The sequence below is a fragment of the Jeongeupia sp. USM3 genome (assembly GCF_001808185.1).
Lineage (GTDB): Bacteria > Pseudomonadota > Gammaproteobacteria > Burkholderiales > Chitinibacteraceae > Jeongeupia.
The window spans coordinates 1000811-1027792 of sequence record NZ_CP017668.1; the positions used below are offsets into that span (position 1 = coordinate 1000811).

26 protein-coding genes and 1 pseudogene are annotated in these 26982 nt (G+C 65.2%); 11 read left to right on the top strand and 16 right to left on the bottom strand.

Going from position 1 to position 26982, the window contains the following annotated elements:
• Positions 1-178 precede the first annotated feature (178 nt).
• Positions 179-748, top strand: coding sequence for a Yip1 family protein (locus BJP62_RS04540; RefSeq protein ID WP_070527085.1), 570 nt, complete (start codon positions 179-181; stop codon positions 746-748).
• Positions 749-806: 58 nt separating this feature from the next.
• Here BJP62_RS04540 and BJP62_RS04545 read toward each other — a convergent pair whose 3' ends face one another.
• Positions 807-2048, bottom strand: coding sequence for a uracil-xanthine permease family protein (locus BJP62_RS04545; RefSeq protein ID WP_070532299.1), 1242 nt, complete (start codon positions 2046-2048; stop codon positions 807-809).
• Positions 2049-2144: 96 nt separating this feature from the next.
• Positions 2145-2771, bottom strand: a complete 627-nt coding sequence (gene upp / locus BJP62_RS04550; RefSeq protein ID WP_070527088.1) for a uracil phosphoribosyltransferase — start codon at positions 2769-2771, stop codon at positions 2145-2147.
• Between the two features lie 389 nt (positions 2772-3160).
• Between upp and BJP62_RS04555 the strand changes: the two genes are divergently transcribed.
• Together BJP62_RS04555 and BJP62_RS04560 are read left to right on the top strand one after the other, a co-directional pair.
• Positions 3161-4201 (top strand): tetratricopeptide repeat protein, encoded by a 1041-nt coding sequence (locus BJP62_RS04555; RefSeq protein WP_168163794.1) that lies wholly within the window; start codon positions 3161-3163, stop codon positions 4199-4201.
• A gap of 14 nt (positions 4202-4215) precedes the next feature.
• Positions 4216-5340 (top strand): murein L,D-transpeptidase family protein, encoded by a 1125-nt coding sequence (locus tag BJP62_RS04560; protein ID WP_070527093.1) that lies wholly within the window; start codon positions 4216-4218, stop codon positions 5338-5340.
• A gap of 55 nt (positions 5341-5395) precedes the next feature.
• Here BJP62_RS04560 and BJP62_RS04565 read toward each other — a convergent pair whose 3' ends face one another.
• Both BJP62_RS04565 and BJP62_RS04570 read right to left on the bottom strand, forming a co-directional pair.
• On the bottom strand, positions 5396-6136 hold the full coding sequence (locus tag BJP62_RS04565) for a beta-ketoacyl-ACP reductase (RefSeq protein WP_070527095.1): 741 nt from the start codon (positions 6134-6136) through the stop codon (positions 5396-5398).
• Between the two features lie 147 nt (positions 6137-6283).
• Positions 6284-6571: pseudogene (locus BJP62_RS04570) on the bottom strand (DUF3579 domain-containing protein); the annotation flags it as partial.
• Between the two features lie 212 nt (positions 6572-6783).
• Here BJP62_RS04570 and argF point away from each other — a divergent pair.
• From argF to BJP62_RS04610, 8 genes are all read left to right on the top strand, one after another.
• A complete protein-coding gene (argF, locus tag BJP62_RS04575; protein ID WP_070527101.1) occupies positions 6784-7698 on the top strand; it encodes an ornithine carbamoyltransferase in 915 nt (304 codons plus the stop codon).
• A 6-nt stretch (positions 7699-7704) separates the two neighbouring features.
• Entirely contained in the window at positions 7705-8328 is a 624-nt protein-coding gene (gene leuE / locus BJP62_RS04580; protein WP_236943661.1) for a leucine efflux protein LeuE, read from the top strand.
• 70 nt (positions 8329-8398) lie between these two features.
• Positions 8399-9616, top strand: a complete 1218-nt coding sequence (locus BJP62_RS04585; RefSeq protein WP_070527104.1) for an argininosuccinate synthase — start codon at positions 8399-8401, stop codon at positions 9614-9616.
• Between the two features lie 143 nt (positions 9617-9759).
• A complete protein-coding gene (locus BJP62_RS04590; RefSeq protein WP_236943662.1) occupies positions 9760-9981 on the top strand; it encodes a DUF2788 domain-containing protein in 222 nt (73 codons plus the stop codon).
• An 11-nt stretch (positions 9982-9992) separates the two neighbouring features.
• Positions 9993-10310: a pyrimidine/purine nucleoside phosphorylase gene (locus BJP62_RS04595; protein WP_373295725.1), complete on the top strand. Its 318-nt coding sequence runs from the start codon at positions 9993-9995 to the stop codon at positions 10308-10310.
• A gap of 57 nt (positions 10311-10367) precedes the next feature.
• Positions 10368-10862 (top strand): YajQ family cyclic di-GMP-binding protein, encoded by a 495-nt coding sequence (locus tag BJP62_RS04600; protein WP_070527110.1) that lies wholly within the window; start codon positions 10368-10370, stop codon positions 10860-10862.
• Positions 10863-10873: 11 nt separating this feature from the next.
• Complete coding sequence (locus BJP62_RS04605) at positions 10874-12757, top strand: diguanylate cyclase (protein ID WP_070527111.1); 1884 nt, start codon at positions 10874-10876, stop codon at positions 12755-12757.
• Between the two features lie 63 nt (positions 12758-12820).
• Entirely contained in the window at positions 12821-13018 is a 198-nt protein-coding gene (locus BJP62_RS04610) for a DUF3149 domain-containing protein (RefSeq protein WP_070527114.1), read from the top strand.
• On the opposite strand, the gene BJP62_RS04615 is transcribed toward BJP62_RS04610, so the two are convergent.
• The 12 genes from BJP62_RS04615 to flgF form a co-directional block, all read right to left on the bottom strand.
• The gene (locus BJP62_RS04615; RefSeq protein WP_070527117.1) at positions 12991-14625 is read right to left on the bottom strand and encodes a glycosyltransferase family 39 protein; all 1635 of its coding nucleotides are present in this window, start codon (positions 14623-14625) and stop codon (positions 12991-12993) included. The genes BJP62_RS04610 and BJP62_RS04615 overlap by 28 nt on opposite strands.
• A 171-nt stretch (positions 14626-14796) precedes the next feature.
• Positions 14797-15054, bottom strand: coding sequence for a type B 50S ribosomal protein L31 (locus BJP62_RS04620; protein ID WP_070527120.1), 258 nt, complete (start codon positions 15052-15054; stop codon positions 14797-14799).
• An 87-nt stretch (positions 15055-15141) separates the two neighbouring features.
• Positions 15142-16398, bottom strand: a complete 1257-nt coding sequence (rho, locus tag BJP62_RS04625) for a transcription termination factor Rho (protein WP_070527122.1) — start codon at positions 16396-16398, stop codon at positions 15142-15144.
• A gap of 178 nt (positions 16399-16576) precedes the next feature.
• Complete coding sequence (trxA, locus tag BJP62_RS04630; protein WP_070527125.1) at positions 16577-16903, bottom strand: thioredoxin TrxA; 327 nt, start codon at positions 16901-16903, stop codon at positions 16577-16579.
• A 139-nt stretch (positions 16904-17042) separates the two neighbouring features.
• The gene (gene radA / locus BJP62_RS04635; protein ID WP_070527128.1) at positions 17043-18404 is read right to left on the bottom strand and encodes a DNA repair protein RadA; all 1362 of its coding nucleotides are present in this window, start codon (positions 18402-18404) and stop codon (positions 17043-17045) included.
• A 313-nt stretch (positions 18405-18717) separates the two neighbouring features.
• Complete coding sequence (gene flgL, locus BJP62_RS04640; protein WP_083300705.1) at positions 18718-20049, bottom strand: flagellar hook-associated protein FlgL; 1332 nt, start codon at positions 20047-20049, stop codon at positions 18718-18720.
• 24 nt (positions 20050-20073) lie between these two features.
• Entirely contained in the window at positions 20074-22029 is a 1956-nt protein-coding gene (flgK, locus tag BJP62_RS04645; RefSeq protein ID WP_070527131.1) for a flagellar hook-associated protein FlgK, read from the bottom strand.
• A gap of 42 nt (positions 22030-22071) precedes the next feature.
• Positions 22072-22986, bottom strand: coding sequence for a flagellar assembly peptidoglycan hydrolase FlgJ (gene flgJ, locus BJP62_RS04650; RefSeq protein WP_070527134.1), 915 nt, complete (start codon positions 22984-22986; stop codon positions 22072-22074).
• 234 nt (positions 22987-23220) lie between these two features.
• The gene (locus BJP62_RS04655) at positions 23221-24312 is read right to left on the bottom strand and encodes a flagellar basal body P-ring protein FlgI (protein WP_070527137.1); all 1092 of its coding nucleotides are present in this window, start codon (positions 24310-24312) and stop codon (positions 23221-23223) included.
• Positions 24313-24335: 23 nt separating this feature from the next.
• The gene (locus BJP62_RS04660) at positions 24336-24950 is read right to left on the bottom strand and encodes a flagellar basal body L-ring protein FlgH (protein ID WP_236943663.1); all 615 of its coding nucleotides are present in this window, start codon (positions 24948-24950) and stop codon (positions 24336-24338) included.
• Positions 24951-25292: 342 nt separating this feature from the next.
• Positions 25293-26078, bottom strand: a complete 786-nt coding sequence (gene flgG / locus BJP62_RS04665) for a flagellar basal-body rod protein FlgG (protein WP_070527139.1) — start codon at positions 26076-26078, stop codon at positions 25293-25295.
• A 104-nt stretch (positions 26079-26182) separates the two neighbouring features.
• On the bottom strand, positions 26183-26920 hold the full coding sequence (gene flgF / locus BJP62_RS04670; protein WP_070527141.1) for a flagellar basal-body rod protein FlgF: 738 nt from the start codon (positions 26918-26920) through the stop codon (positions 26183-26185).
• Between the last annotated feature and the right edge of the window lie 62 nt (positions 26921-26982).

Sequence of the window (26982 nt, forward strand, 5' to 3'; positions counted from 1 at the left end):
ATGGCTCAAACCACCGATTGTAGCGGAAAGCCCTGCCGGCTTGGATGCGCGGTTTTTACGCCGCCGCCGCCGCGTGCCGGACCCGGACGCCGAACGGCGGAAATCGCCCGGCCCGGATGAGTCTAAGCTGAAGGCAGGGTGCGCGCCCGGCGTGCCGTCGTGTACGAGGAGATCGGCCATGAAAGTAAGCGATTACCCCCACATGCTGACGTCCTACCACAAGGGCTGGGACGAGCTGAAAGCCCGCCATCCGGCCAGCCTGCGGATCCTGCTGTCACTGGTGATTCCGCTGTCGCTGCTGCCGGCGGCGATGATCCTCTACGCCGGCGGCATCAATGGCGCCTACTACGCGCCCGACGCACCGTTCTCGCGCTGGATCGCCGTTTCGGTGATCTTCTTCTGCGCCGAGATCATCACGGTGTCGCTGATGGCGACGGTGATCCGCCAGATCGCCGCGATACGCGACTTCTCGACCGACCGCGACAGCGCCTACCTGCTCGCCGCGCTCGGCGCGGTGCCGCTGTGGTTGTCGGCACTGACGCTGTTCGTGCCGAGCATCGCGTTCAACGCGTTCTGCGGCATGGTCGGACTCGGCGCATCGTTCTGCCTGCTCTATCACGGCGTACCGTCGCTGCTCGGTACCAGCGAGGACATCGAGGCGCAGGACGTCGCCTATCTGGTGATGTCGGTCGGTGCGGCCGCATGGGCGCTGCTGTGCGCGATCGTGCTGGTGCCGCTGTTCTTCTGAGGCTGCACCGGCCATGAAAAAGCGGCCCCCGGGCCGCCTTTTCTTGCTGAGGGAACGCTCAAACGTCCTGTCCCTCGACAATGCCTTCATGGTGCCGGTCCTGCGGCAACGCCAAGTTGAGCACGATCGCCAGCAGGCTCACCAGGCCGACGCCGACGAGGTGCAGATTGCCCAGCTGCAGCGTCAGCCCGCCGACACCGCAAGTCAGCACCACCGAAACGATGACGAGGTTGCGCGGCGCCATCAGGTCGACCTTGGCGTCGATCAGCGTCTTCAGCCCGATCGAGGCGATCGTGCCGAACAGCAGCACCATGATGCCGCCCATCACCGGCAGCGGAATCGACTGCAGGATCGCGTTGAACTTGCCGAAGAACGCCAGCAGCACCGCCAGCACCGCCGCCCAGGTCATGATCACCGGGTTGAAGTTCTTGGTGATCATCAGCGCGCCGGTGACCTCGCCATAGGTCGTGATCGGCGGACCGCCGACGAGGCCGGCAAAGCACACGCCGAGACCGTCGCCGGCCAGCGTCCGGTGCAGGCCGGGCGATGCGGTGTAGTCCTTGCCGGTGACACCGCCGATCGCCATCACGCCACCGATGTGCTCGATCGCCGGCGCGATCGCCACCGGCATCATGAACAGCGCCGCGGCCCAGCTGATTTCCGGCGAAACCACGTGCGGCAGCGCGAACCACGGCGCCGCGGCGATCGGCGCGAAGTCGACGACGCCCATCAGCGCCGCTGCCGCGTAGCCGACGAACACGCCCGACAGGATCGGCACCAGCCGCAGCATGCCGCCGGCGAACACCGCGACGACGATCGTCGTCGCCAGCGAAATCGCCGCCAGCAGGATCGCCGTCTGGTACGGAATCAGCTGCTTGCCGCCGCCCTGGCCCATCGCCATGCCCGACGCTGCAACCGCGACCGACAGGCCGATCACCATGATCACCGGGCCGATCACCACCGGCGGCAACAGCTTGTGGATGAAGGCAATGCCGCGCCAGCGGATCAGCCCGGCAACGAGGAAGTACATGAAACCGGCGGCGAACAGGCCGAACTGCGTTGCCGCCTGGCCCCAGGTCTGGATCGAGAAGATGATCGGGCCGATGAAGGCAAACGACGAACCGAGAAACAGCGGTACCTGCCGTTTGGTCACCACCTGGAACATCAAGGTGCCGATGCCGGCGCCGAGCAGCGCCAGCGCCGGGTTGAGCCCGGTCAGCAGCGGCACCAGCACCAGCGCGCCGAAAGCGACGAACAGGATCTGCGCGCCCGAGATCGCTTGTTTGACAGTAGAGAACATGGTCATCCCTGTGTTGGTTTTATACGGGGGAGCGGCGGGCCGCCGCGGACGCACGAAACGGGCGCCTTCCGGCGCCCGTTTCGGGTTTCAGGCCGCTCAGCGCGTCCCGAAAATCTTGTCGCCGGCGTCGCCGAGACCCGGAATGATGTAGCCCTGCTCGTTCAGGTGCGAATCGAGCGACGCCGCGTAGATCTGCACGTCCGGATGTGCCTCGTTGACGAGCTTGACGCCTTCGGGCGCCGCGACCATGACGATGGCCTTGATCTCCTTGCAGCCCTTGCGCTTGAGCATGTCGATCGTCGCGACCAACGAGCCGCCGGTGGCGAGCATCGGGTCGATGATCAATGCCAGCCGGTCATCCAGATCGCCGACGAATTTCTCGAAATACGGCTCGGGCTGCAGCGTTTCCTCGTTGCGGGCCAGACCGACGACGCTGATCTTGGCCGACGGCACCAGATCGAGCACGCCGTTGAGCATGCCGATGCCGGCGCGCAGGATCGGCACCACGGTCATCTTCTTGCCCTTGATCTGCTGGACGTCGACCGGGCCGCACCAGCCGTCGATGGTCACCGGTTCGAGCGGAAGGTCACGGGTTGCCTCGTACGCCAGCAACCGGGCCAGCTCGTCGGTCAGCATGCGGAACTTGTTGGTGCTGATCTCGGCGGCGCGCAGCAGGGAAAGCTTGTGCTGCACCAGCGGGTGGTCGACGACGTGGATATGCATGGTGAATCTCGACAGATTGAAAGTATGGATTGATTGTATCCGCCCGCAGCGCACGCGCCATTGACGAAACACCAGGGTCGCCGTTCGGCCGCGGCACATGACACGGCCCCCGCCGGCCAGCGACTACCCGGCCCGGACAGAGTCCGGCCTGAACAACGGGCGGCATATAAATAAAGCGACGGGTACGAAAAACCGGCCGCGGACCGTTACCTGAACGTGCCCGAGCTGCGCCGGCGGGAACGCATGCCGCCGATCCGGCCGCCGACGACCGCGACGGGATGGCCTGCAATCCAACAAGCAGGGGCATGATCCGCAACCGGTAGCCGGGTTTTGGTAGAATCGCCGCAGTCTACGTCGGCCGGATCGCGCCGAAAACAGGAATTATGCTCATGCGCTTGCGTCGTCTCTCCCTTGCCCTGCTGCTGCTTGCCGGAACCGCCCAGGCCGGCGACAAGGAAGACATCCAGCAGTTGCTGCAGACGCGCCAGTACGCGCCGGCGCTCGAGCGTGCCGACAAGGTGCTCGCCAAGAATCCGAAAGACCCGCAGATCCGTTTCATGCGCGGGCTGGCGCTGACCGAACTCGGCCGCAGCGACGAAGCGATCAAGTCCTTCGTCAGCCTGTCCGAGGACTACCCGCAACTGCCCGAGCCGTACAACAACCTTGCGGTGCTGTACGCACAGCAAAACCAGTACGAGAAGGCGCGCACCGCGCTGCAGATGGCGATCCAGACCAATCCGAGCTACGCGACCGCACAGGAAAACCTCGGCGACCTGTACGCAAGGCTCGCGTCGCAGGCCTACGACAAGGCCTTGCAACTCGACGGCAACAAGGGGTCGGCGCAGACCAAGCTCAAGCTCGTCAACGAACTCTTCACCCGCAACGCCGTACCGGCCCGGCCGGCTGCTGCGCCGGTAAAGGTCGTACCGACGCCGGTCGCCGTTGCCGCGGCACAGGTCAAGCCGGTCGCGACGCCGAAACCCTCCCCGACACCGGCACCGACCCCTGCTCCGACACCGGCGCCAACGCCGAAGCCCTCTCCGTCGCCGACGCCTGCACCAACCCCGGCTCCGGCACCCAAGGTCGACGCGCGCCAGCAGGACGTCGTTGCCGCAGTCCAGCGCTGGGCACAGGCCTGGGAGCGGCAGAACGTCGGAGGCTATCTGGATTCGTACGCCAGAGACTACGCGCCGGCCGGCCAGAACCATGCCGCCTGGGCGAAGGAGCGCCGCGAGCGCGTGTCGGCACCGAAGTCGATCGAGGTCAAGCTGTCCGACATCCGCGTCGACTTCAGCGACGACAAGACCGCCAAGGTCAGGCTGCGGCAGAGCTACCGTTCTGACCGGCTGACCAGCACCACCGGCAAGACGCTGATTCTGGAAAAGACTGGCGGCGACTGGCTGATCCGAGAAGAACGCTCGGGTCGCTGACAGGCTGAATCGTCATGTCGTCCAAGCTACCCCGGGCGCGCCGCCTCGCCGCCGTCCTTCTGCTGCTGGTGCTGGCACCGGCCGCCCAGCCCAAGTTTGCCGCCCCGCTGCAGCCGCAAGGCCTGCAAGCGCCGTCGCGTGCCGGCAAGGCGGCAAGCGGCTCACCCGAACAGATGATCGTTGCCGCGCTCGACGCGATCGCCGCCGGCCACATGGCCGACGCGCGGGCGACGGTCGACGCGCTGCTGGCCCGCGAACCCGATTACCGGCTCGCCCACCTGCTGTCGGCCGACCTCTACGCGATGCGCAGCGCCCCGCTGCGCGCGATCGGCGGCGCAGCCAGCGGCCCGGCCGACCTGCTCGCAGGCCTGCGCCACGAGGCGCTGGCGCGGCTGAAGGCCAGCCGAAATCCGCCGCCTGCCGATGCACTGCCGGCGAACCTGCTGGTCCTGTCGCCGAAACAGAAGAACGTGGTCATGGTCGAGGCCGATACCTCGCGCGTCTACCTGTTCCGCAACGACCAGGGCGTGCCGCACCGCATCACCGACTTCTACACGACCATCGGCAAGCTCGGTGTCGACAAGTTCAGGGAAGGCGACCAGCGCACACCGCTCGGCGTCTACTTCGTCACCGGCGAAATGCCCCGGGCGCAGCTTGACGCCATGCTCGGCAAGAACGCCGAGCTGTACGGCGTCGGTGCCTGGCCGATCTCGTACCCGAACGAGCTCGACCGCCAGCAGGGCCGCACCGGCCACGGCATCTGGCTCCACGGCGTGCCGTACGACACCTACGCACGCTCGCCGTGGTCGTCGAACGGTTGCGTCGCCCTCGGCAACGAGGACATGCAGACGCTGTCGTCGAACCTGCAGATCGGCGTCACGCCGGTCGTCATCGTCCGCAAGATCAGCTGGCTGCCGCGCAACGCCTGGCAACAGCAGCGCCAGGCCGCGCTCGCGATGATCGAGCAGGGACGTCCGTCACCGGGCGGCCTCAGCGTGTTCGCCGGCGACGTCGCCGCCGAGCAGCGCGTGGCGACGTTCGACGATGCCCAGGCGCCCGGCGGCGTTCGGCGTCAGTACTGGCAACGAAGCGACAACGACTGGCGCGTCATCTGGGACGGCCCGGCCAAGGCCGGCTAGGGAAGCCGGACATGAAAAAAGCCCGTCCGAGGACGGGCTTTTTGCCGGCTGGCGCTTACAGCGTCAAGCCGCCGGTGACCTCGATCGCCGCGCCATTGATGTAGCTGGCTTCGTCGCTGGCCAGGAAGGCGTAGACATTGGCGATTTCCTCGGGCTGCGCCAGACGGCGCATCGGCACACGCTCTTCGAGCGCTGCGATCACCTTCTCGGGCATGCTCTTGAGAATCGGCGTTGCGACAAAGCCCGGGCACACGGCATTGGCACGGATGCCCTTCTTGCCGAGCTCCTTCGCCCAGGTCTTGACGAAGCCGATCACCCCGAACTTGCTCGCTGCGTAGTTGGTCTGGCCGAAGTTGCCGTAGATGCCGACGACCGACGAGGCGTTGAGGATCACGCCACCGCCCTGTGCGACCATGGTCTCGACCACTGCGCGGGTGCAGTTGTAGACACCCTTGAGATTGATGTCGATCACCTGGTCGAACTGCTCGTCGGTCATCTTCACCAGCTGCGCGTCAAGCACGATGCCGGCGTTGTTCACCAGCACGTCGATCCGGCCGAAGCTGTCCTTGACGCCAGCGACCATCCCGGCGATCTGCTCGCGGTTGGTCACGTCGACGAGATAACCGCGCGCCTGCGCACCGCCGGCAACCAGCTCGGACACGACATCGTCGACCCCCTGCTGGTTGACGTCGCAGACCGCGACGCTCGCCCCTTCGGCGGCGAACTTCTTCGCCGTCGCATAGCCGATCCCACTGGCGCCACCGGTGATGATGGCTACCTTGCCCTTCAGTCTCATCTTACTCACCTCTTGCATCGCAAAATCATCCCGCTTCCGGGTTCACGGCTGCAGGATAGCCAGTATTGTGCATTGCAACAACAGGAGAAATGCCGGCCGGCGTGGCGGTCAGGCGGACGGCGCCCTGCCTGGCGGAACCGCGTTGTACTGGTCGATCAGCGTGCGGCAGTCGACGATGCGCAGATCGTTGTCGCGCGCGAACGTCATGATGAACTCGAACACGCGCGGGTCGATTTTCTCGAGCTGCTTGTCGACGGCAACGCAGCGGATGTTTTCGTGCACCATCGGCCGGACGTAGGGTGCATACGAGAGCTTCTGATCGAAACCGAAGGTCGAGAGTATCCCCGAAAGCCGTTCCGCCCAGTCGCTGGGCCGGAACTCCCGGCCGCTGCTGGTGATGCCCTGGATGATGATTTCGTATGGATTACAGATCATTGGCGTTCAGCTGAATGGAGATACAGGGTATTTCGCGCAAGCATTGCTCGGGGCGAATTGTACCACCGCGCGCCAGCGAACGAACGCGTCCGGCCATCCGGTTCTCCCCCAAGGCGGGCCGGCGATCTTGCCAGTCACGGGCAAACCGCTGAATAATGACCGTTTTATCAGAAAAAACGCGCGCGATTGCTCGCGACGACAAAGGCCTGCCGATGCGTCACTACCTGCAATTTTCCGACTTCACCCGCGACGAGTACGACTACCTGTTCGCGCGGACCAAGATCATCAAGGATCGCCTGAAAGCCGGCGAGCTGTACCAGCCCTTTGTCGGCAAGGTACTGGGGATGATCTTCGAGAAGTCGTCGACGCGCACCCGCGTGTCGTTCGAGGCAGGCATGGCACAGTTCGGCGGCCACGCCATGTTCATGCAGAGCAAGGATACGCAGCTCGGCCGCGGCGAGCCGATCGAGGACGTCGCGCAGGTCATCAGCCGGATGGTCAACATCGTCATGGTGCGCACCTACGAGCAGAGCATCATCGAGCGCTTTGCCGAGAATTCGCAGGTGCCGGTGATCAACGGCCTGACCAACGAGTACCACCCGTGCCAGATCATGGCCGACATCTACACCTATATCGAGCGCTTCGGCTCGATCGAGGGCAAGACGGTTGCGTGGATCGGCGACAGCAACAACGTCAGCCGCACCTGGCTGCAGGCGGCCAAGGTCTTCAACTTCAAGCTCAACCTCGCCTGCCCGCGCGGCTACGAGATGACCGTGCTCGATGGCCAGACCTATGGCAGCGACATTTTCGAGCAGTTCCATGACCCCTACCAGGCCGCGCGCGACGCAGACATCGTCGCCACCGACGTCAGCGTGTCGATGGGCTACGAGCGCGAGACGCTGCAGCGCAAGAAGGACTTCATCAACTACAAGGTATCGGAAAAGCTGTTGATGCAGGCCAAGGCCAACGCCCTGTTCATGCACTGCCTGCCGGCGCACCGCGGCGAGGAAGTCGACCCCGAGGTGATCGACGGCCCGCAATCGGTCGTCTGGGACGAGGCCGAGAACCGCATGCACACGCAGAAGGCCGTGATCGAATACCTGCTGCTGGGCAGGATCGAGGACTGATCGGGCATGTCGATTCTGGGCATCACCGACATCGCGACCTATCTGGTCGGCACCGTGGCCATCATCCTGATGCCGGGGCCGAACTCGCTGTTCGCGCTGTCGGTCGCCGCCAAGCGTGGCCCGCGTGCCGGCTTTGCCGCCGCCGCCGGCATCGTCACCGGCGACTTCGTGCTGATGCTTGCCGCGGCGCTCGGCGTCGCGTCGCTGATGAAAGCCTATCCGGTCGCGTTCGACGTCGTCCGCTACGCCGGCGCGGCATACCTGGGCTGGCTCGGCCTCAAGCTGGTGTTCGGCCGCCGCCGCAGAGAAACGACGCAGGTCGACGTGCCGGCGCAACATATCTACAAGCAGGCGCTGTCGATCTCGCTGGTCAACGTCAAGGCCATCCTGTTCTGCATGGCGTTCTTCCCGCAGTTTGTCGACCCGTCCTACCCGCACGTCGCGGTGACCTTCGTCGCACTCGGGCTGATCGTCCAGCTCACCAGCATCAGCTACCTGACGCTGCTGATCCTTGCCGGCTCGCGCATCGCGCAGCGGCTGGCGCGACGACGATGGATCGCGCCGCTGCTGAACCGGTTCACCGGCCTGCTGTTCGTCAGCTTCGGCGCCAAGCTTGCACTGGGGCGCTGACGCCGCCCCTTCTTTATCGTGATTGCGTCGCCGCAGTCACCTGCTTCACCCTCACCGACCGGGGAATTCCATGTCTGATGTAAAGAAAGTCGTCCTCGCCTATTCGGGCGGCCTGGACACGTCCGTGATCCTGAAGTGGCTTCAGGACACCTATCAATGCGAGGTCGTGACCTTCACCGCCGACCTCGGCCAGGGCGAAGAGCTGGAGCCGGCACGCCAGAAGGCGCTGAAGTTCGGCATCAAGCCGGAAAACATCTATATCGACGACGTCCGCGAAGAGTTCGTCCGCGACTTCGTGTTCCCGATGTTCCGCGCCAACGCGCTGTACGAAGGCGAGTACCTGCTCGGCACGTCGATCGCCCGGCCGCTGATCGCCAAGCGCCTGATCGAGATCGCCCGCGACACCAAGGCTGATGCGATCAGCCACGGCGCCACCGGCAAGGGCAACGATCAGGTCCGTTTCGAGCTCGGCGCCTACGCGCTGATGCCGGAAGTCAAGGTGATCGCACCGTGGCGCGAATGGGATCTGCTGAGCCGCGAAAAGCTGATGGCCTATGCCGAAGCCAACGGCATCGAAGTCGACATGAAGCACAAGAACGGCGGCGCACCGTACTCGATGGACGCCAACCTGCTGCACATCAGCTTCGAAGGCCGTCACCTCGAAGACCCGAAGGCCGAGGCCGAAGAGTCGATGTGGCGCTGGACTGTGTCGCCGGAAGCGGCGCCGGATGCCGCCGAATTCGTCGATCTCGAGTTCGAGAACGGTGACGTCGTCGCCATCAACGGCACGCGTCTGAAGGCGCACGAAGTGCTGGCCAAGCTCAATGAATTGGGCGGCAAGCACGGCATCGGCCGGCTCGACCTGGTCGAGAACCGCTATGTCGGCATGAAGAGCCGCGGCTGCTACGAAACGCCGGGCGGCACCATTCTGCTCAAGGCGCATCGCGGCATCGAGTCGATCACGCTCGACCGTGAAGTGGCGCACCTGAAGGACGACCTGATGCCGCGTTACGCCAGCCTGGTGTACAACGGCTACTGGTGGGCGCCGGAACGCGTCGCGCTGCAGACGCTGATCGACCATACCCAGAAGAACGTCAACGGCTGGGTCCGCGTCAAGCTGTACAAGGGTAGCGTTTCGGTTGTCGCGCGCGACTCGAAGGACACGCTGTTCGACCAGACGATCGCAACCTTCGACGACGACGGCGGCGCCTACAATCAGGCCGACGCCGGCGGCTTCATCAAGCTGAACGCGCTGCGCCTGCGCATCGCCGGCAAGAAAGGCCGATAAACTTGCTGCGCAGCCCAATGGCGGCGTTGCGTGCGCTCATCGTCGGGCCGTACTTCCGGTACTGTCCCGTCGATGCGCTGCGCGGCGCCTTGCCATTGTGCCGCTCGCTGCGTTTCTCCGATTGTTCCTAGACAACGAATCCGATGCTCGAAGCCTTCCTGAACATGGACGAAGAGACGTTCACCACGCTCTCGGTGACCATCCTCTGCACGGCGCTGATCGCCTATATGTGCTTCATCATCTACAAGCTGGCCAAGGACTCCAAGGCCGGCCGCTACGGCACCATCGTGCTCGCCTTCGTGCTCGGCTTCGGCATGTTCGGTTTCATCGTCAAGACGGTGCTGACCGAAGTCCTGCAAAAATAACCTCCAAGGAGTTGTCCGTGTCCCAGTTCGACAATGTCGCCGTCGTCAAGAAAGCCAATGTCTACTTCGACGGCAAGTGCGTCTCGCACACCATCATCCTGTCCGACGGCAGCAAGAAGACCGTCGGCGTGATCCTGCCCGGCACCTATACCTTCAACACCGGCGCGCCGGAGCTGATGGAAATCGAAGACGGCCATTGCGTCGTCAAGGTCGCCGGCAGCGCGCATCCGGTCGAGGTCATCGGTGGCCAGGCGTTCAACGTGCCGGGCAACTCGAGCTTCGACATCGAGGTCACCGAGACGCTGCACTACGTCTGCCACTTCGACTGAGCCAGACCCGGGCGGCGCAGGCCGCCCTTTCCACTTTCAGCCCGTCAGAGAAATACCATGCCGTCATTTGATATCACCTCCGAAGTCGATATGGTCGCGATGAAGAACGCGATCGACATCGCCGAGCGTGCGATCGTCAACCGCTACGACTTCAAGGGCACCAGCGCCAAGGTCGAACTGAACGAGAAGGAAGAAACGATCACGCTGTACGGCGATTCGGACTTCCAGCTCGACCAGATCAAGGAACTGCTGTTCCCGGCGCTGGAAAAGAAGGAGCCCGACAGCAGCAAGCGCCTCGATGCCGCCGACGTGCAGAAGGTCTCCGGCAACAAGGTCAAGCAGGTGCTGAAGATCAAGGCCGGTATCGACCAGGAGCTGGCGAAGAAGATCATCAAGTTGATCAAGGACGCCAAGCTCAAGGTGCAGACCGCGATCCAGGGCGATGCGGTCCGCGTGACCGGCGCCAAGCGCGACACGCTGCAGGAAGTGATCGCGCTGATGCGCAAGTCGATCACCGACTTCCCGCTGCAGTACCAGAACTTCCGCGACTGATTCTAGCCGCGATGCGCGCCGCCATCCTGCGCTGGTCCAGCCGCCAGTCCCTGCTGACCGGTGGCATCACCGTGCTGTTTGCGCTCGGGCTGATCCTGATCATCAGCCTGCAGATCAACAGCTCGTACCGCACCGAGGTCCAGCGTGCACGTGACGAGGCGCAAAATCTCGCCGGCGTGCTCGAGGGCCAGCTGGGCTCGGCGCTGCGCGAGGTCAATCTGGTGCTCAACGGGCTGGTACAGCGGCTCGACCCCGCCGACCTGGCCAGCGCCGAACTGGGCGAGGAGCGCAACAAGGTCGTCCAGGGCCTGTTGCTCGATCAGTTGGCACAAATCCGCCAGGCCGACAATCTGGCGGTATTCAACCCGGCGGTCACGATGACGCACCGGGCGCTGGATGTCCCCGGCAGCGGCATGCCGCTCAGGCCGGACGATCTGGTGCGGATGATCAACAATCCGTTCGTCGAATACGACTATGCCCGCCTGAACGGCAACGGCGGTTCGCAACGCCCCGGGCTGGTCGTCGTCCGCCGGGTCGAACCCGTCCCCGGCCGGCTCGACGGCTGGATCGCCGCGTCGATCACGACGCAGTATTTCGATCGTGTGCTCGGCACGCTGACGCTCGGCCAGCAAGGTGTCGCCATGCTCGTCGACGAACGCCTCGGCGTCGTCGCCAGCCATCCCGCCGGCCTGCCCACCGGTTTCGAAGCCGACGCCGCCACGCTGCGGGGGCTGCGCGACGGTTCCCTGCACGGCATTCAGCTGCGGCAGACCCGGATCGACGGCATCACCCGCCAGACCGCCTACCAGCAGATCGACAACACGCCGTTCTTCATCGCCATCAGCCTGTCGTCGGGCGACTATCTGGCGCGCTGGCACGCCGAAACGCGCTACTACCTCGGCGGCGCACTGCTGCTGCTGTCGATGGCGCTGCTGATGACCTATTTCTTCTGGCAGTCACGCCAACTGTCCGAACACCTGCGCCACAAGGAAAAGCGCCTGGACGCGAGCGAATCGCGCTTCCGGCAGATGATCGAGACGACGCCGGTCGCACTGGTACTGAGCCGCCCGGGCGACCATTTCATCACCTACATCAACCAGCAGGCGGCGCAGATGTTCGGCCTGCCGCAGGCGGCTGCGCTGTCGATGCGCGTATTCCAGCTGTACCAGGACCGGCTCGACTTCCTCAACCAGCTCGACGAAGTCCGCCAGGGGCTGCCGGTCCGCAATCTCGAGGTGCGGCTGCGGCGCCACAACGGCGAGACCTTCTGGGGCCACCTGTCGATGACGCTGGCGACCGGCAGCACCGCCGGCGCAACGCTGTTGATCGGCATCACCGACATCACCCAGCAAAAGGTGCTGGAAGCCGAGCTGCAGCGCCGGGCGACCACCGATGGACTTTCGGGCCTCGCCAACCGCAATCATTTCATGGAGGTGTCGGGCCACGAGCTGGCGCGCGCACAGCGTTACGGCCGGCCGCTGACGCTGATGATGATCGACATCGACCACTTCAAGCGCATCAATGACGAGTACGGCCACGATGCCGGGGACGCGGCGATCCGCGCGATCGCGATGCTGTGCCGTAGCACACTGCGCGACACCGACGTGATCGGCCGGCTCGGCGGCGAGGAGTTCGCCGCGCTGCTGCCGGAAACGTCGATGACGATGGCCGCCGCCGTCGCCGAAAGGCTGCGCGCGCGCATCGAGGCGTACGAGCTGCACACGCCGGGGGGCGACGTACTGCGCTTTACGACCAGCATCGGCATCACCGCCCTGAGCGCGGACGACACCCTGATCGACCCGCTGCTCAAACGCGCCGATCTGGCGCTCTATCAGGCCAAACACACCGGCCGCAACCGGGTCTGCCAGCACAACGTCGACACGATCAGCCCTTGATCGTGGTCAAGACGGCCTGACGACCCGGTTGGCATATTGAAGCTTCCACCAAGGAGCTTCATCATGGAAAACACCCCGCTGCAAGCGCTGTTCACGTCGGATATCGGCCTGCTCAGCCTCTTCACCATCGTCTTCATCTGCGGGATGGCCGGCTACCTGTTCTGGTTCGTCCGCCGCAACGTGCTGAACGCCGAAGCGTCCGAACGGACGACCGGGCCGGACGACCAGACCGCTCAGTCGAACGGCAGCTCGATCAGGTAGAAGTGCTCGCGGCTTTCACCGGCGCGCTGCCCTTCCCAGCGCACCAGCGAACCGACCGGCGGCGTGCCCTGCTTGAGAACCAGCGGGCATTCATCCGCCTCGGGACCGCTGACGAGGCGGATCCCGCCGAAGTAGTCGAGCGATGCCAGCATCGACGCCGACACCTCGCCGGCGATGCATCCGGGAGCCTGGTCCGCCAGATTCAGCCGTAGCGACGCGACGACATCGCGGTAGCTCTTCGATGCATCGAGCCAGGGTTGCCACAAGCCGATCAGCACCCCCCACACCAGCGTGACGCCGCAGGCCCAGTTGGTCACCGCCTGCCGTCCCAGCGGGCGCTTGCGCGCCAGCACCCAGCACCAGACCACCGTGATCGTGATGCTGAACAGCAGGCCGCCCCAGCGCCAGGACAGCTGGTAGGCCGGGCTCGCCGCCTGCAGTGCACTTGCCCAACTGGCCGGGCTGCCGCCATGCAGCACCAGCCAGCCCAGCCACAGCAGGCCGCCACCGAGACCGAAGGTCATCACGCCGAACCAGTTGAGCGCCGCCGCCGCGCCACGACGCAGGGTATCGATGCCGGCGCCGGCGAGCAGCGCCAGCGGCGGCAGCATCACCAGCAGATCGGACTCGCGCGTATCGCCGGCCAGCATCAGCCAGAGCAGGCCCAGCCCCGCCATCAGCAAGGGCAGCAGCAACTTCGGCTGTGACAGCAGCTCGGCACGGTTGACCCAGAGCCCCCAGCACGCCAGCGGCAGCGCCGGCCAGGCGAACCACGGCAGGACCGACAATACATAACTCGCACCGCTGAACCAGGCGACATGGCCGAAGCCGTCATACGGCCCGAGCGCAAACAGCCGGTACCAGTGCTGGAAGGCTGCCGCATCGAAATGGGCCAGGTCGATCAGCCAGATTGCGCCGATCGGCAGCGCGACGACCAGCGCGGCCAGCAACGTCACCAGATACGCGGGGCGCCGCCACGGACCGACAAGGCCCAGTGCGACGGCGGTCAGCAGCGCCAGGCCGAACTGTGCCAGATTGGTCCCGGCCAGCAGCACCAGCCAGACGAGGCCGAGCAGCAGCCCGGCAAACAGCGGCTGCCGGCGGGCATAGGCCAGTGCATACGCCAGCCACGCGAACGCGGTCAGCGTCAGCACCGGCGGCGCCAGATGATGCCCCCAGACCACGAGACCGATCGAACCGATCAGGATCATCACGCAGACCCGGCCCTGGCGGCGGCCGAACAGCTCGCGCCCCGCCAGCCCGACACCCCACATCGCCAAGGCGGTCCAGAGGCCGGTGACCAGGCGCGCGGCGTCGTGCACCGGCATGCCGAGCTTGCCGAGCGGCCACGCCAGCAGCGCCCCGCTCCAGTAGTAGAGCGGCCCGGCCAGCAGGTAAGGCTGCTCGCCGAAGAACGGCAGCGACCAGTGCTGGCCGGACAGGAAACGGCCGATCACCGCCGCGGTTTCAAGCTCGCCCGGCTTCCACGGATCGTGCCCGACCAGGCCGGGCAGCACCCAGAACACGCACAGCAACAGCAGCAGCCAGGGTTTGTCGAACGGTTGTGCCGGCGTTTCACGCTCGGAAGGCGGCAGGTAAGTCAGCATACGGTCACGGACTGGAACGGGATGAAGGAGAATAAAGGATGGCGATGCCCCCAGGGGCACCTCCTGGCCGGCACAGTGCAACACTGCCAGCAGGATTAGTTAGCCACTCTAAACGCAGAAGACAAAAAAGGCAGCCGTAAAGCTGCCTTTTTTGTCTGACCGGGTTCCGGCTTACTTGCTGTACATCGCGTACTTGTTGCGGAACTTCTCGATACGGCCGGCGGTGTCGACGATCTTCTGCTTGCCGGTGTAGAACGGATGCGATTCCGACGACACGTCCAGACGCACGACCGGGTAGTCCTTGCCGTCGGTCCACTTCATGGTTTCGCCGCCCTTCGGCTTCATGGTCGAACGGGTCAGAAATTTGAAGTCAACGCTCGCGTCGAAGAAGATGACTTCGTTGTATTCGGGATGGAGATCGGCTTTCATGGTTTTTCCTAGGGTTTGCGCGCCGGGATTGTGCCGGCGCAAGACGCAGCATTATTCCAGATCGCGCCGCAGGCGGCAAGACCGGGCTTAGCGGCGCATCGAATCGAAGAAGTCGTTGTTCGTCTTCGTCGCCTTGATCTTGTCGAGCAGGAATTCCATCGCCTCGAGATCGTCCATCGGGTACAGCAGCTTGCGCAGCACCCAGATCTTCTGCAACTGTTCCTGCGGAATCAGCAGCTCTTCGCGACGGGTACCCGAACGGTTGATGTTGATCGCCGGGAACTGGCGCTTCTCGGCCATCCGGCGGTCGAGATGGATCTCGTTGTTGCCGGTGCCCTTGAATTCCTCGTAGATCACGTCGTCCATGCGCGAACCGGTGTCGATCAGCGCGGTGGCAATGATGGTCAGGCTGCCGCCTTCCTCGATGTTGCGTGCCGCGCCGAAGAAGCGCTTCGGCCGCTGCAGCGCGTTGGCATCGACACCACCGGTCAGCACCTTGCCCGACGCGGGGACGACGGTGTTGTACGCACGCGCCAGCCGGGTGATCGAGTCGAGCAGGATGACGACATCCTTCTTGTGCTCGACCAGGCGCTTGGCCTTTTCGATCACCATTTCGGCGACCTGGACGTGACGCGTGGCCGGCTCGTCGAAGGTCGAACTGATCACTTCGCCGCGCACCGAACGCGTCATTTCGGTCACTTCTTCGGGGCGCTCGTCGATCAGCAGCACGATCAGTTCGACGTCCGGATGATTGGCGGTGATCGCATGCGCGATGTTCTGCAGCATCACCGTCTTGCCGGTCTTCGGCGGCGCGACCAGCAGCGCGCGCTGGCCCTTGCCGATCGGCGCGATCAGGTCGATCACCCGGCCGGTGATGTTTTCTTCGGCCTTGATCGCCCGCTCGAGGTTGAGGCGCTTGTTCGGGAACAGCGGCGTCAGGTTCTCGAACAGGATCTTGTTCTTGGAGACTTCCGGCGGCTCGCCGTTGATCTTGTCGACCTTCACCAGCGCGACGTAGCGCTCGCCTTCCTTCGGCGTGCGGATTTCGCCTTCGACGCTGTCGCCGGTATGCAGGTTGAAGCGGCGAATCTGGCTCGGGCTGACGTAGATGTCATCCGGGCCGGCCAGATAGCTGGTATCCGGGCTGCGCAGGAAGCCGAAGCCGTCCGGCAGCACTTCCAGCGTGCCGTCGCCGAAGATGGTCTCGCCCTTCTTGGCCTGATTTTTCAGCAGGGCGAAAATCAGGTCTTGCTTGCGCAAGCGGTTGGCACCGTCGATCTCGAACTTGGTGGCCATTTCGACCAGTTCGGTAACGTGCAAGGGCTTCAGTTCGGACAAATGCATAGCGGGGCCGATGTAATAAGGGCTGAGGGATCAGGGACTGGCTGCGGGAACGGTCTGCGCGGGAGAACCCCGGCGCAAAGAATAGTTGTAAGCGTATATGCCTACAAAACGAAATGTCAAGGCGGGTGATCCACCGATCACCCGCCCTGGGCCAGCCGACGCGGTCGGCGGGCCGGTATTACAGATTGCTGTCGAGGAAGGCGGTCAGTTGCGACTTCGACAGCGCGCCGACCTTGGTCGCCTTCACTTCGCCGCCGACAAACAGCATCAGGGTCGGAATGCCGCGGATGCCGAACTTCGGCGGCGTAGCCTGGTTTTCGTCGATGTTGAGCTTGGCGATCTTGAGCTTGCCCGCGTACTCGCCGGCGACTTCGTCGAGGATCGGGGCGATCATCTTGCAAGGACCGCACCATTCGGCCCAGTAGTCGACGAGGACCGGGGTCTGTGCCTGCAGCACGTCGGCGTCGAAGCTGGCGTCGGTAACTTGCACGATATGTTCGCTCATGAAAAATCTCCGCTGGTAGTGTTGGTCGATCGATGTGCCGCCAGTGCGACTTCACCGATTCAATGGGGCCATTTTATCGTCATTCAACCGGGCGACGGGAAAAACGATTCAATCACCGCGATAGCCGCAGGCTTGATGCTTACAGCGCGGCGCCGACGGCATCGGCCAGCCGGTCGACCGCGGTGACGGTCATGCCGTCGATGGGCTGGCGCGGCCGGTTGGCCTTGGGGACGATCGCGTGGGTAAAGCCGAGCTTGGCCGCTTCGCGCAGCCGCTCCTGGCCGCGCTGCACCGGCCTCACCTCGCCGGCGAGGCCGACTTCGCCGAATACGACGAGCTTGGCCGGCAGCGGCCGGTCCTTGAGACTGGAGACGATGGCGAGCAGCATCGCCAGGTCGGCCGCCGGCTCGCTGATCCGCACGCCGCCGACGGCGTTGATGAACACGTCCTGGTCGAAAGCGGCGATGCCGGCGTGCCGGTGCAGCACCGCCAGCAGCAGGGCGAGCCGGTTCTGCTCGACGCCGACCGCCAGCCGCCGCGCCTGCGGCGCATGCGCGTCGTCGACCAGCGCCTGCACCTCGACCAGCATCGGCCGCGAACCTTCCTGCGTGACCAGCACGCACGAGCCCGATACCGGCTCCTTGTGCTGGCTGAGGAACAGCGCCGACGGGTTGGTGACCTCCTTGAGCCCTTTGTCGGTCATCGCGAACACGCCGAGTTCGTTGACCGCGCCGAAACGGTTCTTGATCGCCCGGATCAGCCGGAAACTCGAGTGCGTATCGCCCTCGAAGTACAGCACCGCGTCGACGATGTGCTCGAGCACGCGCGGCCCGGCCAGCGCGCCCTCCTTGGTCACGTGGCCAACGAGCAGGATGGTCGTGCCGTGGCGCTTGGCAAAACGCGTCAGCTGCGCCGCACATTCGCGCACCTGCGCGACGCTGCCCGGCGCACTGGTCAGCGCCTCGGTGTACATGGTCTGGATCGAGTCGATGACGACGACCTGCGGTTTTTCGCGGTCGAGCATGGTCAGGATGCGCTCGAGGCCGATCTCGGCGAACAGCGACAGCGGCGCGTCGGCCAGATCGAGCCGCTTGGCACGCAGCGCGATCTGCTGCGCCGATTCCTCGCCCGAGACGTAGAGCACCCGGGCCGAATCGGCGAGCCGGGTCAGCGCCTGCAGCAGCAGCGTCGACTTGCCGATGCCGGGATCGCCACCGATCAGCACCACGCCACCGGGCACCAGGCCGCCGCCGAGCACACGGTCGAGCTCGGCAATGCCGGTCGGCGTGCGCGGCAAGGCTTCGGCATCGACATCGGCCAGCCGCCTGACCTGGCCGTCGGCGGCGAGCGCGGCAAAGCGGTTGCCGCTGCTGCCCGGCTTGGTTTCGGCAACGGTTTCGGTCAGCGTGTTCCACTCGCCGCAGCCCGGGCACTGGCCCTGCCATTTCGGCGAGAGCGCGCCGCAGGCACTGCAGCTAAAGACGGATTTTTCCTTGGCCATGATGATTTCGTAGTCGAACGATCGATCGCCATTCTAGCAGCCGTAATGCAAGCGGCCCGCGTTCGCGGGCCGGCCATGCAAAACCTACCTCGGTAGGCGAGCGAGCCAGAGCGGTTCGTTCTCGCCCGAAGCGAGGGCGCCCGCCGGAAGTCCCCTTGCGGGGGTCCGAGCATCGGACGGGGACGAAATGCGCCGGCGCAGCCGCCTAAGAGCGGCGAACAAAACCCAGTGCAACGGTGCTGGCAAGGCATACGACAAGTAAGTACAACGCCGCCAGCAGGGTTCTGTCAGCCGCGCCAATGAGGCAGGTTGGTCAGAGGTATTTGAACAGGCTCATTCCCTGCACCTTCGAGAACGTCGCCCGTGCCGCGTCGAGCAGCGTCTGCGTCATCGCGAAATCGCTGATCGCCTTGGTGTAGTCGAGGTCCTGCAGGCCGGACAGCGTCTGGCTGTACTGCAGCGCCAGATCGTCGTTGGTATCGCGGACCGACTCGGTTTCCTTCATCCGCGCGCCGATCGACGCCTGCGTCGACAGCACGTTGTCGAGCGCGCTCGAGAGATGGCCGATCACCCGGCCGAGCCCGGTCTGGTAGGTGGCCTTCGAGTTCTCGTCGAACTGCGGCGCGCCGAGTATGTTGGAGAAATCCGCGAGCATCGAGAACATGTCCTGATTGACCGACGGCTTGACGCTGAAGCTGTCGCCGTTGGCCGGCACGCCCTTGACCGAGATCGACACGCCGGCGTCCCAGGCTGCGCCGGCCGGATCGGTCGGCAGGCGCTTGAACTCGATCGTGCCGCCGGCGTTGTACGCGCGCGGCCCGGTGCGGGCGCCGCCGGCGTAGTCGTAGCCGTCGATCATCGACCGGTTGTAGTTGGCGTTAGGCGAACCATTGGCCAGCGTCGCACGGTTGTCGACGATGTCGTACGTCGTCGCGCCGCCTGCGGCAACGCTGAACGACACCTTGTAGTCCTGGCTGGCGGCCGCCCATTGCTGCAGGTTGGTCACCGAGCCGATGTCGATCGTCCCCGAGCCGGTATTGCCCGCGGCGGCGCCGGTCTGGAACGTGCCGTTGCCGTTCTTGACCGAGCCGAAGATCGCGCTGCCCGAGTCGGAAATCGGCAGGTTGCGCGACGAGGAAATCTGCACCAGCCGCTGGCCCTCGTCGCCGAGATACTGGACGTTGCCGAAGCTCGATTCCGAGAACGGCTTGGTGCTGCCGCTGAAACCGGAGAACAGGTACTGGCCGGTGCCGTCGGTGGTGTTGGCAAGCCCCATCAGCTCTTCGTAGCGCGACTTCAGCTCGACATTGACCGACTGGAGGTCGGCCGGGCTCAAGGCGGGGTTGCCGGCCTGGATCGCCAGTTGCTGGACGTTCTGCACCAGTTCGACGACCTGCTGCAGCGTCGATTCGGTCAGCCCCAGCGCCGAATCGACCGCCTTGCTGTTGACGCTGTACTGCGCATTGACCGACTGCGCCTGGTTGACCGACAGCGCGCGTGCCGCGCCGATCGGGTCGTCCGACGGCGTCAGGATGCGCCGGCCGGTCGAGAGCTGGCTCTGCAGCCGGGCCTGCTGCGACTGCTGCGTCTGCATGCCGCGGTTGCTCAGGGCATAAAGCGTGCTGGTTGCGACACGAATGGCCATCTTGTTCTACCTCGCCTTCTTCGCCTAATTGGCGATCTGCAGGATGCTCTGAAAAGCCTCCTGCGCAATCTGGATGACTTTGCTGGCGGCCTGGTAGGCCTGCTGGTAACGCAGCAGGTTGGCCGCCTCCTCGTCGAGGTTGACGCCGGACACCGACGCCCGCGCATCCTCGGCCTGGCTGAGCACGGTGTCCTGTGCGCCGGCCATGATCTTGGCGTCGTTGGTCTGCACGCCGACCCTGGAAACCATCTGGCCGTACGCGTCCTGGAAGCTGACCGAGCCGTTGTTCATCAGCTTCTGCGTCTGCAGTGCGGCCATCGCCAGTGCGTTGCGGCCGTCGGCGTCGCCCTTGGGGTTCGGACCGATATTGACGACATCGCCGGCGGCCGGCGTGCCGTCGAGTTTCATCGTCCAGCCGTTGGTCGACACCGTCATCCCCGGCGTGTACGCCTGCGGCGCGCTGGTGGTACCGGCAACGGTATCGGTGATCGTGAAGCTGGTCGGCGAGGTGAAGTTGATCGTCACCGGGTTCTGCAGCGTCGCACCGGGCTTCCAGGTCGCGTCGGTGACCGGCACCGTCGCCGTCGGCTGGGTGTACGTCAGCGAACCGGTATTGGTTTTCGGCGCCGCAGCGACGACCGGGCCGGCGGCGGCAACGCGGTTCGGATCGGTCATGCCGACCGACAGCCCGCGGATGAAGCCGTCGGTCGGCACGATATTGAAACGGTCGCCGGCGTTCATCGTGCCGCTGGAGATCGACAACTTGATGCCGTCGACGACCGGGCCGGCGGCCATCTGCGCCGCCGTGAACACGGTTTTCTGCTTGTCCGACTGCCTGGTAAGCACGTAGTCGCTGCCGTCGAAGGCCAGCTCGTAATTGCTCGCTGTCAGTTTACCGACGTCGGCGACATAGCCGCCGATCTGCGCATTGCCGGTGTTGACGCTGTTGGCGAACACGGCACCGAGCGCCGGCGCGCCGGATGCCGGGTCGAGCTTGAAGCCGAACATCGACGTGCCGAGCGCACCGGTCAGGTCGACACCGGCGCGTTGCTGCGTGTTGATCGACTGCGCCGTCGCCATGGCGATCTGGTTCAGCGACGACTGTGCGGTATCGAGCGTCTTGCTGCGGAAATCGAGCAGGCCCTGCAGCTTGCCGCCGGTCAACTGGCTCTCGGGCAGGAAGACCGTGCTGTTGTTCTGCTGGTAGACGACGGACAGGCGGCGCGGATCGCTCGGCGATGGGGCAACGCCGAGCTCGAACGGCTGGTTGCCGACGACGAGGCTCTGGCCATTACCGATAAAGACATTGATCGAGCCGTCCTGCTGCGTCGTCGCCGTCGCTTTCACATAGGTATTGAGCTGCTTGACCAGCTCGTCGCGCTGGTCGAGCAGGTCGTTGGGCGGATGGCCGGCACCGCCCTGTACGGCGATCTGGTTGTTGAGTTCGGCGATCTGCTTGGAGATCGCGTTGATGCTGCTCGTCGCGTTGGTCAGTTCGCCGTTGAGGTTGTCGCGCAGCTCGGTCAGCCGCTGTTCGAACACCTGGAAACGGTTGACGAGGCTCTGCGCCGACGACAGCAGCGCCTGGCGCGACGGCACGTCGGACGGCTTGGTCGCGACGTTCTGGATCGCGCTGAAGAAGTCCTGCAGCGCCGGCGTCACGCCGGCGGTCGGATCGGCGACGATGTTGTCGACTTCGGAGAGATGCGACAGCAGCTCGTTGTAGTAGCTCGCCTGCGCCTGCGCGGTCTGCACGTTGCGGGTGAGGAACTGGTCGTAGGAGCGGCGGATGTCGTCGACGCGTACGCCGAGGCCGACGAAGCCGTTGCCGGTCATCTGCGGATACGGCGCGCTCTGGACGATATTCTGGCGCGAGTAGCCCGGGGTGCTGCCATTGACGATGTTGTGGCCGGTGACCGTCAGGCCGAGGTTGGCGGCGTTGAGGCCGGAAACGCCAATCCCGAAGATGCTCGATGCCATGCTGTTTACTCCGTATTCAAGACCTTATCGGCCGTTTCCCGCTTAACTTGAGCCCAGTTGCCTGCCGATTTTCCGTGCGACCGACGCGAACTTGTCGACGTAGGCCGGATCGGTGGCGTAGCCCTTGGCCTGCAGCGCCCTGGCAAAGCCGGTGGCATCGTCGCCCTTGCCGATCGCGTCGCCGAAGCGGCGGCGGATCAGCCCGGCATAGTCGGCGAGCGCCTCGGTGTACGAGCCGTAGGCGCGGAAGGTTTCGACGCGCTTCTGCGCGACGCCGTCGACGTATTCGGTCGTCATCACGTCAACGGTCTTGCCCTGCCAGTCACGGCTGGCCTTGATGCCGAACAGGTTGTGGCTGTCGCCGCCGGCCGCGTCGCGGATCGGCTTCTTGCCCCAGCCGGTTTCGAGCGCCGCGTGCGCCAGCAGCAGGTGCGGGGCGACGCCGAGCGTCGGCGCGACGCTTTTCGCCGCCGTCAGCACCTGGTCGACGAAACCGCCGCCCGCCGCCGGGGCGTTGTCGGTCGTTCCGGCGCGGCCGGCTGCCAAGGCGGCAGAATTTGCCGCCGCGCTGCCGCCGCTGACCGGCGCAACCTCGGTCTGCTGCAGCGAGCGGTGGCGCTGCACGGTCTTGAGCAGCGCCGGATTCTGCATCACCTCGATCTGCCGCTCGATCGCGCCGGTCAGCCCGACACCGCCGCGCTTGGCCAGCACCAGCGACATCTGCTGGTCGTACAGGCCGCGGTACAGGTCGGTCGCCGACGACTGCAATTCGTCGTAACGCGGCGAAGCGTCACGCATCGACTTGACCAGTTGCTGCATCAGCAGCGATTCGAACTGCTGCGCGACCGCATGCGCCGCGGCCTTTGGCGACGACTTGATGGTCTGGCGCAGCGACGCCACGCCGCGCACGTCGGCGGCGAAGTCTTGGGAGGTCAGAACGGGTTTGGTGGTGATCATGAAAAAACCGCGGCAAGGCTACCGCGGTTTATAAGCAATTGTTGTGCCTGCATTTCGACCTGCCGCAACGGTTGGCAGGCGAGCGAGCCAAAGCAGGTCGTGTCCGCCCGAAGCGCAGAAACCGGAATGGACATGTGGTCCATGAGGACGCCCGAAGGAAGCACCCTTGGGGTGTGAGGAGCATCGGACGGGCGCGAGACGGATGCTAGATGCGCAGGCGCAGCCGCCTGCCGATCAGATGACTTCGAGCTCGGCCTTCAGGCTGCCCGCCGCCTTCATCGCCTGCAGGATCGCCAGCAAGTCCTGCGGCGTCGCGCCGACAGCGTTGAGCGCGCGAACGACGTCGCGCAGGTTGGCCGCCTTCGGCAGCCGGACGACGCCGCCCGAATCGGACTGGATCTGGATGTCGGCGTTGGTCACGGTCTGGGTGCGGCCGCCGGCGAGCGGGTTGGGCTGGACGACCTGGTTGTCGGCGGCAATCGTCACCGTCAGGTTGCCGTGCGAAACGGCGCACGGGTCGATCTCGACCGACTGGTTCATCACGATCGAACCGGTCCGCGCATTGATGATGACCTTGGCGACGGCCGGTGCGGCGTTGACGTCGATGTTCTCGAGCCTGGAGAGGAAGGACACGCGCTGGTTGGCGTCCTGCGGCGCCCGCACCTGGACGACGCGGCCGTCGAGCGCAGCGGCGACCGGGCCGAAGTTGCGGTTGATCGCCTCGACCATCCGGCTCGCGGTGGTGAAATCGGTCGTCAGCAGCTCGAGCTGGACGAACTCGCTGTTGCTCATCGCGCTCGGCACCGCACGCTCGACCGTCGCGCCGCTCGGAATCCGCCCGGCCGCGAGCGAGTTGATCTGCACGCTGCTGCCGGCCGCGGCGGCCCCGGCGCCCGGAATGACGACGTTGCCCTGTGCCATGCCGTAGATCTGGCCGTCGGCGCCCTTGAGCGGCGTCAGCACCAGCGTGCCGCCGCGCAGGCTCTTGGCGTTGCCGATCGACGACACGGTGACGTCGAGCGGCTGGCCGGGGCGCGCGAACGCCGGCAAGGTCGCCGTCACCGTCACCGCGGCGACGTTCTTCAGCTGCAGATTGCCGCCGCTCGGCACCTGGATGCCGAGGTTGTTGAGCATATTGATCACCGACTGCACGGTGAACGGCGTCTGCGTCGTCTGGTCGCCGCTGCCGTCGAGGCCGACGACAAGGCCGTAGCCGACGAGCTGGTTGTCGCGCACGCCGGCGACCGATGCGAGTTCGCGCAGCTTCTGCGCCTGTGCCGGCGCCAGGAGGCCGAGCAGCACGAAGGCCGCGATCCATTTCTTCATGCTGATTCCCATCATGAACCCCATCAGAACGGCATCACGTTGAGGAACAGCCGCTGCAGCCAGCCGACCGTGTTGGCATCGGCGATCGCGCCCTGCCCGACCTGCTCGATCCGCGCATCGGCGACGCGCGTCGACGACACGATGTTGCCGGCCTTGATGTCGAACGGGTTGACGACGCCGGTGAAGCGCCAGGCGTTCTGGTAGCCGTTGACGGCGATCTGCTTCTCGCCACCGACGATCAGGTTGCCGTTGGGCAGGACCTCGATCACCGTCACCGCCAGAATGCCGCGCAAGGTGTTGCTGTTGTTGGTCGCGCCCTTGCCCGCAAAAGTATTGCCGCTCGACATGCTGGCATTGGCGTCGAAGAACTTGCTCAGCGCCCCCGGGAAGTAAGGCAGGTCGCCCGAGCCGCCGACCTTGGCGCTGCCGTCGCGGTTGGCGCTGCTGGTCGACGAGTTGCTGGCGCTGAGATTTTCCTCGATCTGGATCGTCAGCGTATCGCCGACATAGCGCGCGACGCGCTCCTCGAACAGCATCCGCGACGACGTCGTCTGGAAGATCGCTCCCGGATTCTGCTGCGTCGCCACCGGCGGCAGCGGCCGGGCCGTCGTCGGCGCCGAGACGATCTGCGGTTGCATCGATGCGCATGCCGACAACAACGCCGCCATGATCAGAACCAGTACACGCGCTAGAACCTTCACGACCTTTCCTTTAGAACCTGTTTACGATCTTTGCACGGCCGCGTTCCGGGCAGTGCCGGATGGCAGGCAAGGCGCCAAGCGCGCCGCGGTACGGGTACCGCAAGCGGTTGGCAACGCGGCCCGCCGCCGGCAATGCCCGAAACCCGAAGGGCCGGGCCGGAAAAAAAGCATTCACTGTGTTGTGTTCCTTGCCAATAACTCGTTCTTACCCGCGTCGCACGCCTTGCGCCTGCGTTTTTTCCGGCCCGGCGCGGTCGCGAAAAGACCGTAAACAGGTTCTTACAGATTCGACAGACGCTGCAGCATCTCGTCCGACGTTTTCACCGCGCGCGAGTTGATCTCGTACGCACGCTGTGCCTCGATCAGGCTGACGAGTTCTTCGGTCACGTTGACGTTCGAGGTTTCGACATAGCCCTGGTTGATCGCGCCCAGCCCGTTGGAGCCCGGCTGGCCGACGTTCGGCGGACCCGATGCGGCGGTTTCGAGCATCAGGTTATCACCGACCGACTGCAGCCCGCCCTGGTTGATGAAGCTCGCCAGCTGGATCGTGCCGAGCTGGACCGGCGCCGACGTCGCATTGTTGATGACGGCCGACACGGTGCCGTCCTTGCCGATCGTCAGGCTGGTCGTGCCCTGCGGCACCTGCAGCGCCGGCTGGATCTGGTAGCCGCTGGCGGTGACGACATTGCCCTGGTTGTCGACCTGGAACGAGCCGTCGCGCGTGTAGGCGGTATTGCCGTCGGGCAGCGAGATCTGGAAGAAGCCCTGGCCGTTGATCGCCATGTCCAGGTTGCCGTCGGTGAGCTGCAGGTTGCCCTGGGTGAAGATGCGCGCAGTGCCGACCGGCTTGACGCCGGTACCGAGCTGCAGGCCCGTCGGCAGCTGCGTCTGCTGGCTGGTCGACGCGCCGGGCTGGCGCAGGTTCACGTAGAGCAGGTCTTCGAACACCGCGCGCTGGCGCTTGAAGCCGTTGGTGTTGACGTTCGCCAGGTTGTTCGAGATGACGTCGACGTTCATCTGCATGGCGTCCATGCCGGTCTTGGCGGTCCAGAGCGAGCGAATCATGGCTATCCCGAGAGAAAAACTGTTCGTTGTTATGGTGATCCGGTACCGGGTACCGTGATCTGCGACGCGCTAGGCGCGGCCGCTGTTTGCGGTAATGCGGCCGGTCAGGCGTTGAACGCCATCACCTGCGACGCGGCGCGGGCGTTTTCATTGGCTTTTTGCAGCAGCTGCATCTGCACGTCGTACTGGCGCTGCGCCGAAATCATGTTGACGAGCTCGGACACCGGATTGACGTTGCTGCCCTCGAGCATGCCGCCGGCAAGCCTGACGTCGGCCGATACCGCCGCGTTCTCGCCCGAGCGCAGCCGGAACAGGCCGTCGCTGCCGCGCTCGAGTTCGGCGACGTTCGGGTCGACGAGCTTGAGCCGGCCCAGCTCGTTGTTCTGCGTGACATCGTCGAGCGACACGCCGCTGACCGTGCCGTCCGGGCCGATCGTCACGCGGGTGTTCTCGGGAATGGTGATCGGGCCGTTCTCGCCGAGCACGACGGCGCCGCTGCGCGTCTTGAGCAGGCCGGCGGCGTCGATCTCGAAACTGCCGTTGCGCGTGTACGCCTCGCCGCTGCCGGTCTGCACGGCGAACCAGCCGTTGCCGTCGATCGCGGCGTCGAGCTCGCGGCCGGTCTGCATCAGCGGTGCCGGGGTGAAGTCGGCGCCGGTCGTCTGTTCGGCGACAAAGGCGCGCGTCGGCAGGCCGCCGCCGAGCACCGGCAGCGCGCGGAACGCCGCCAGCTCCGAGCGGAAGCCCGGCGTCTGCGCATTGGCCAGATTGTTCGAGATCGTGCCCTGGCGCAGCATCGTGTGCTTGGCGCCGGACATCGCGGTGTAGATCAGCCGGTCCATCTTTCAATTCCGATTGGGATGAGTCGCAGTAGGCGAGCGAGCCAATGCAGCTTGTGAACGCC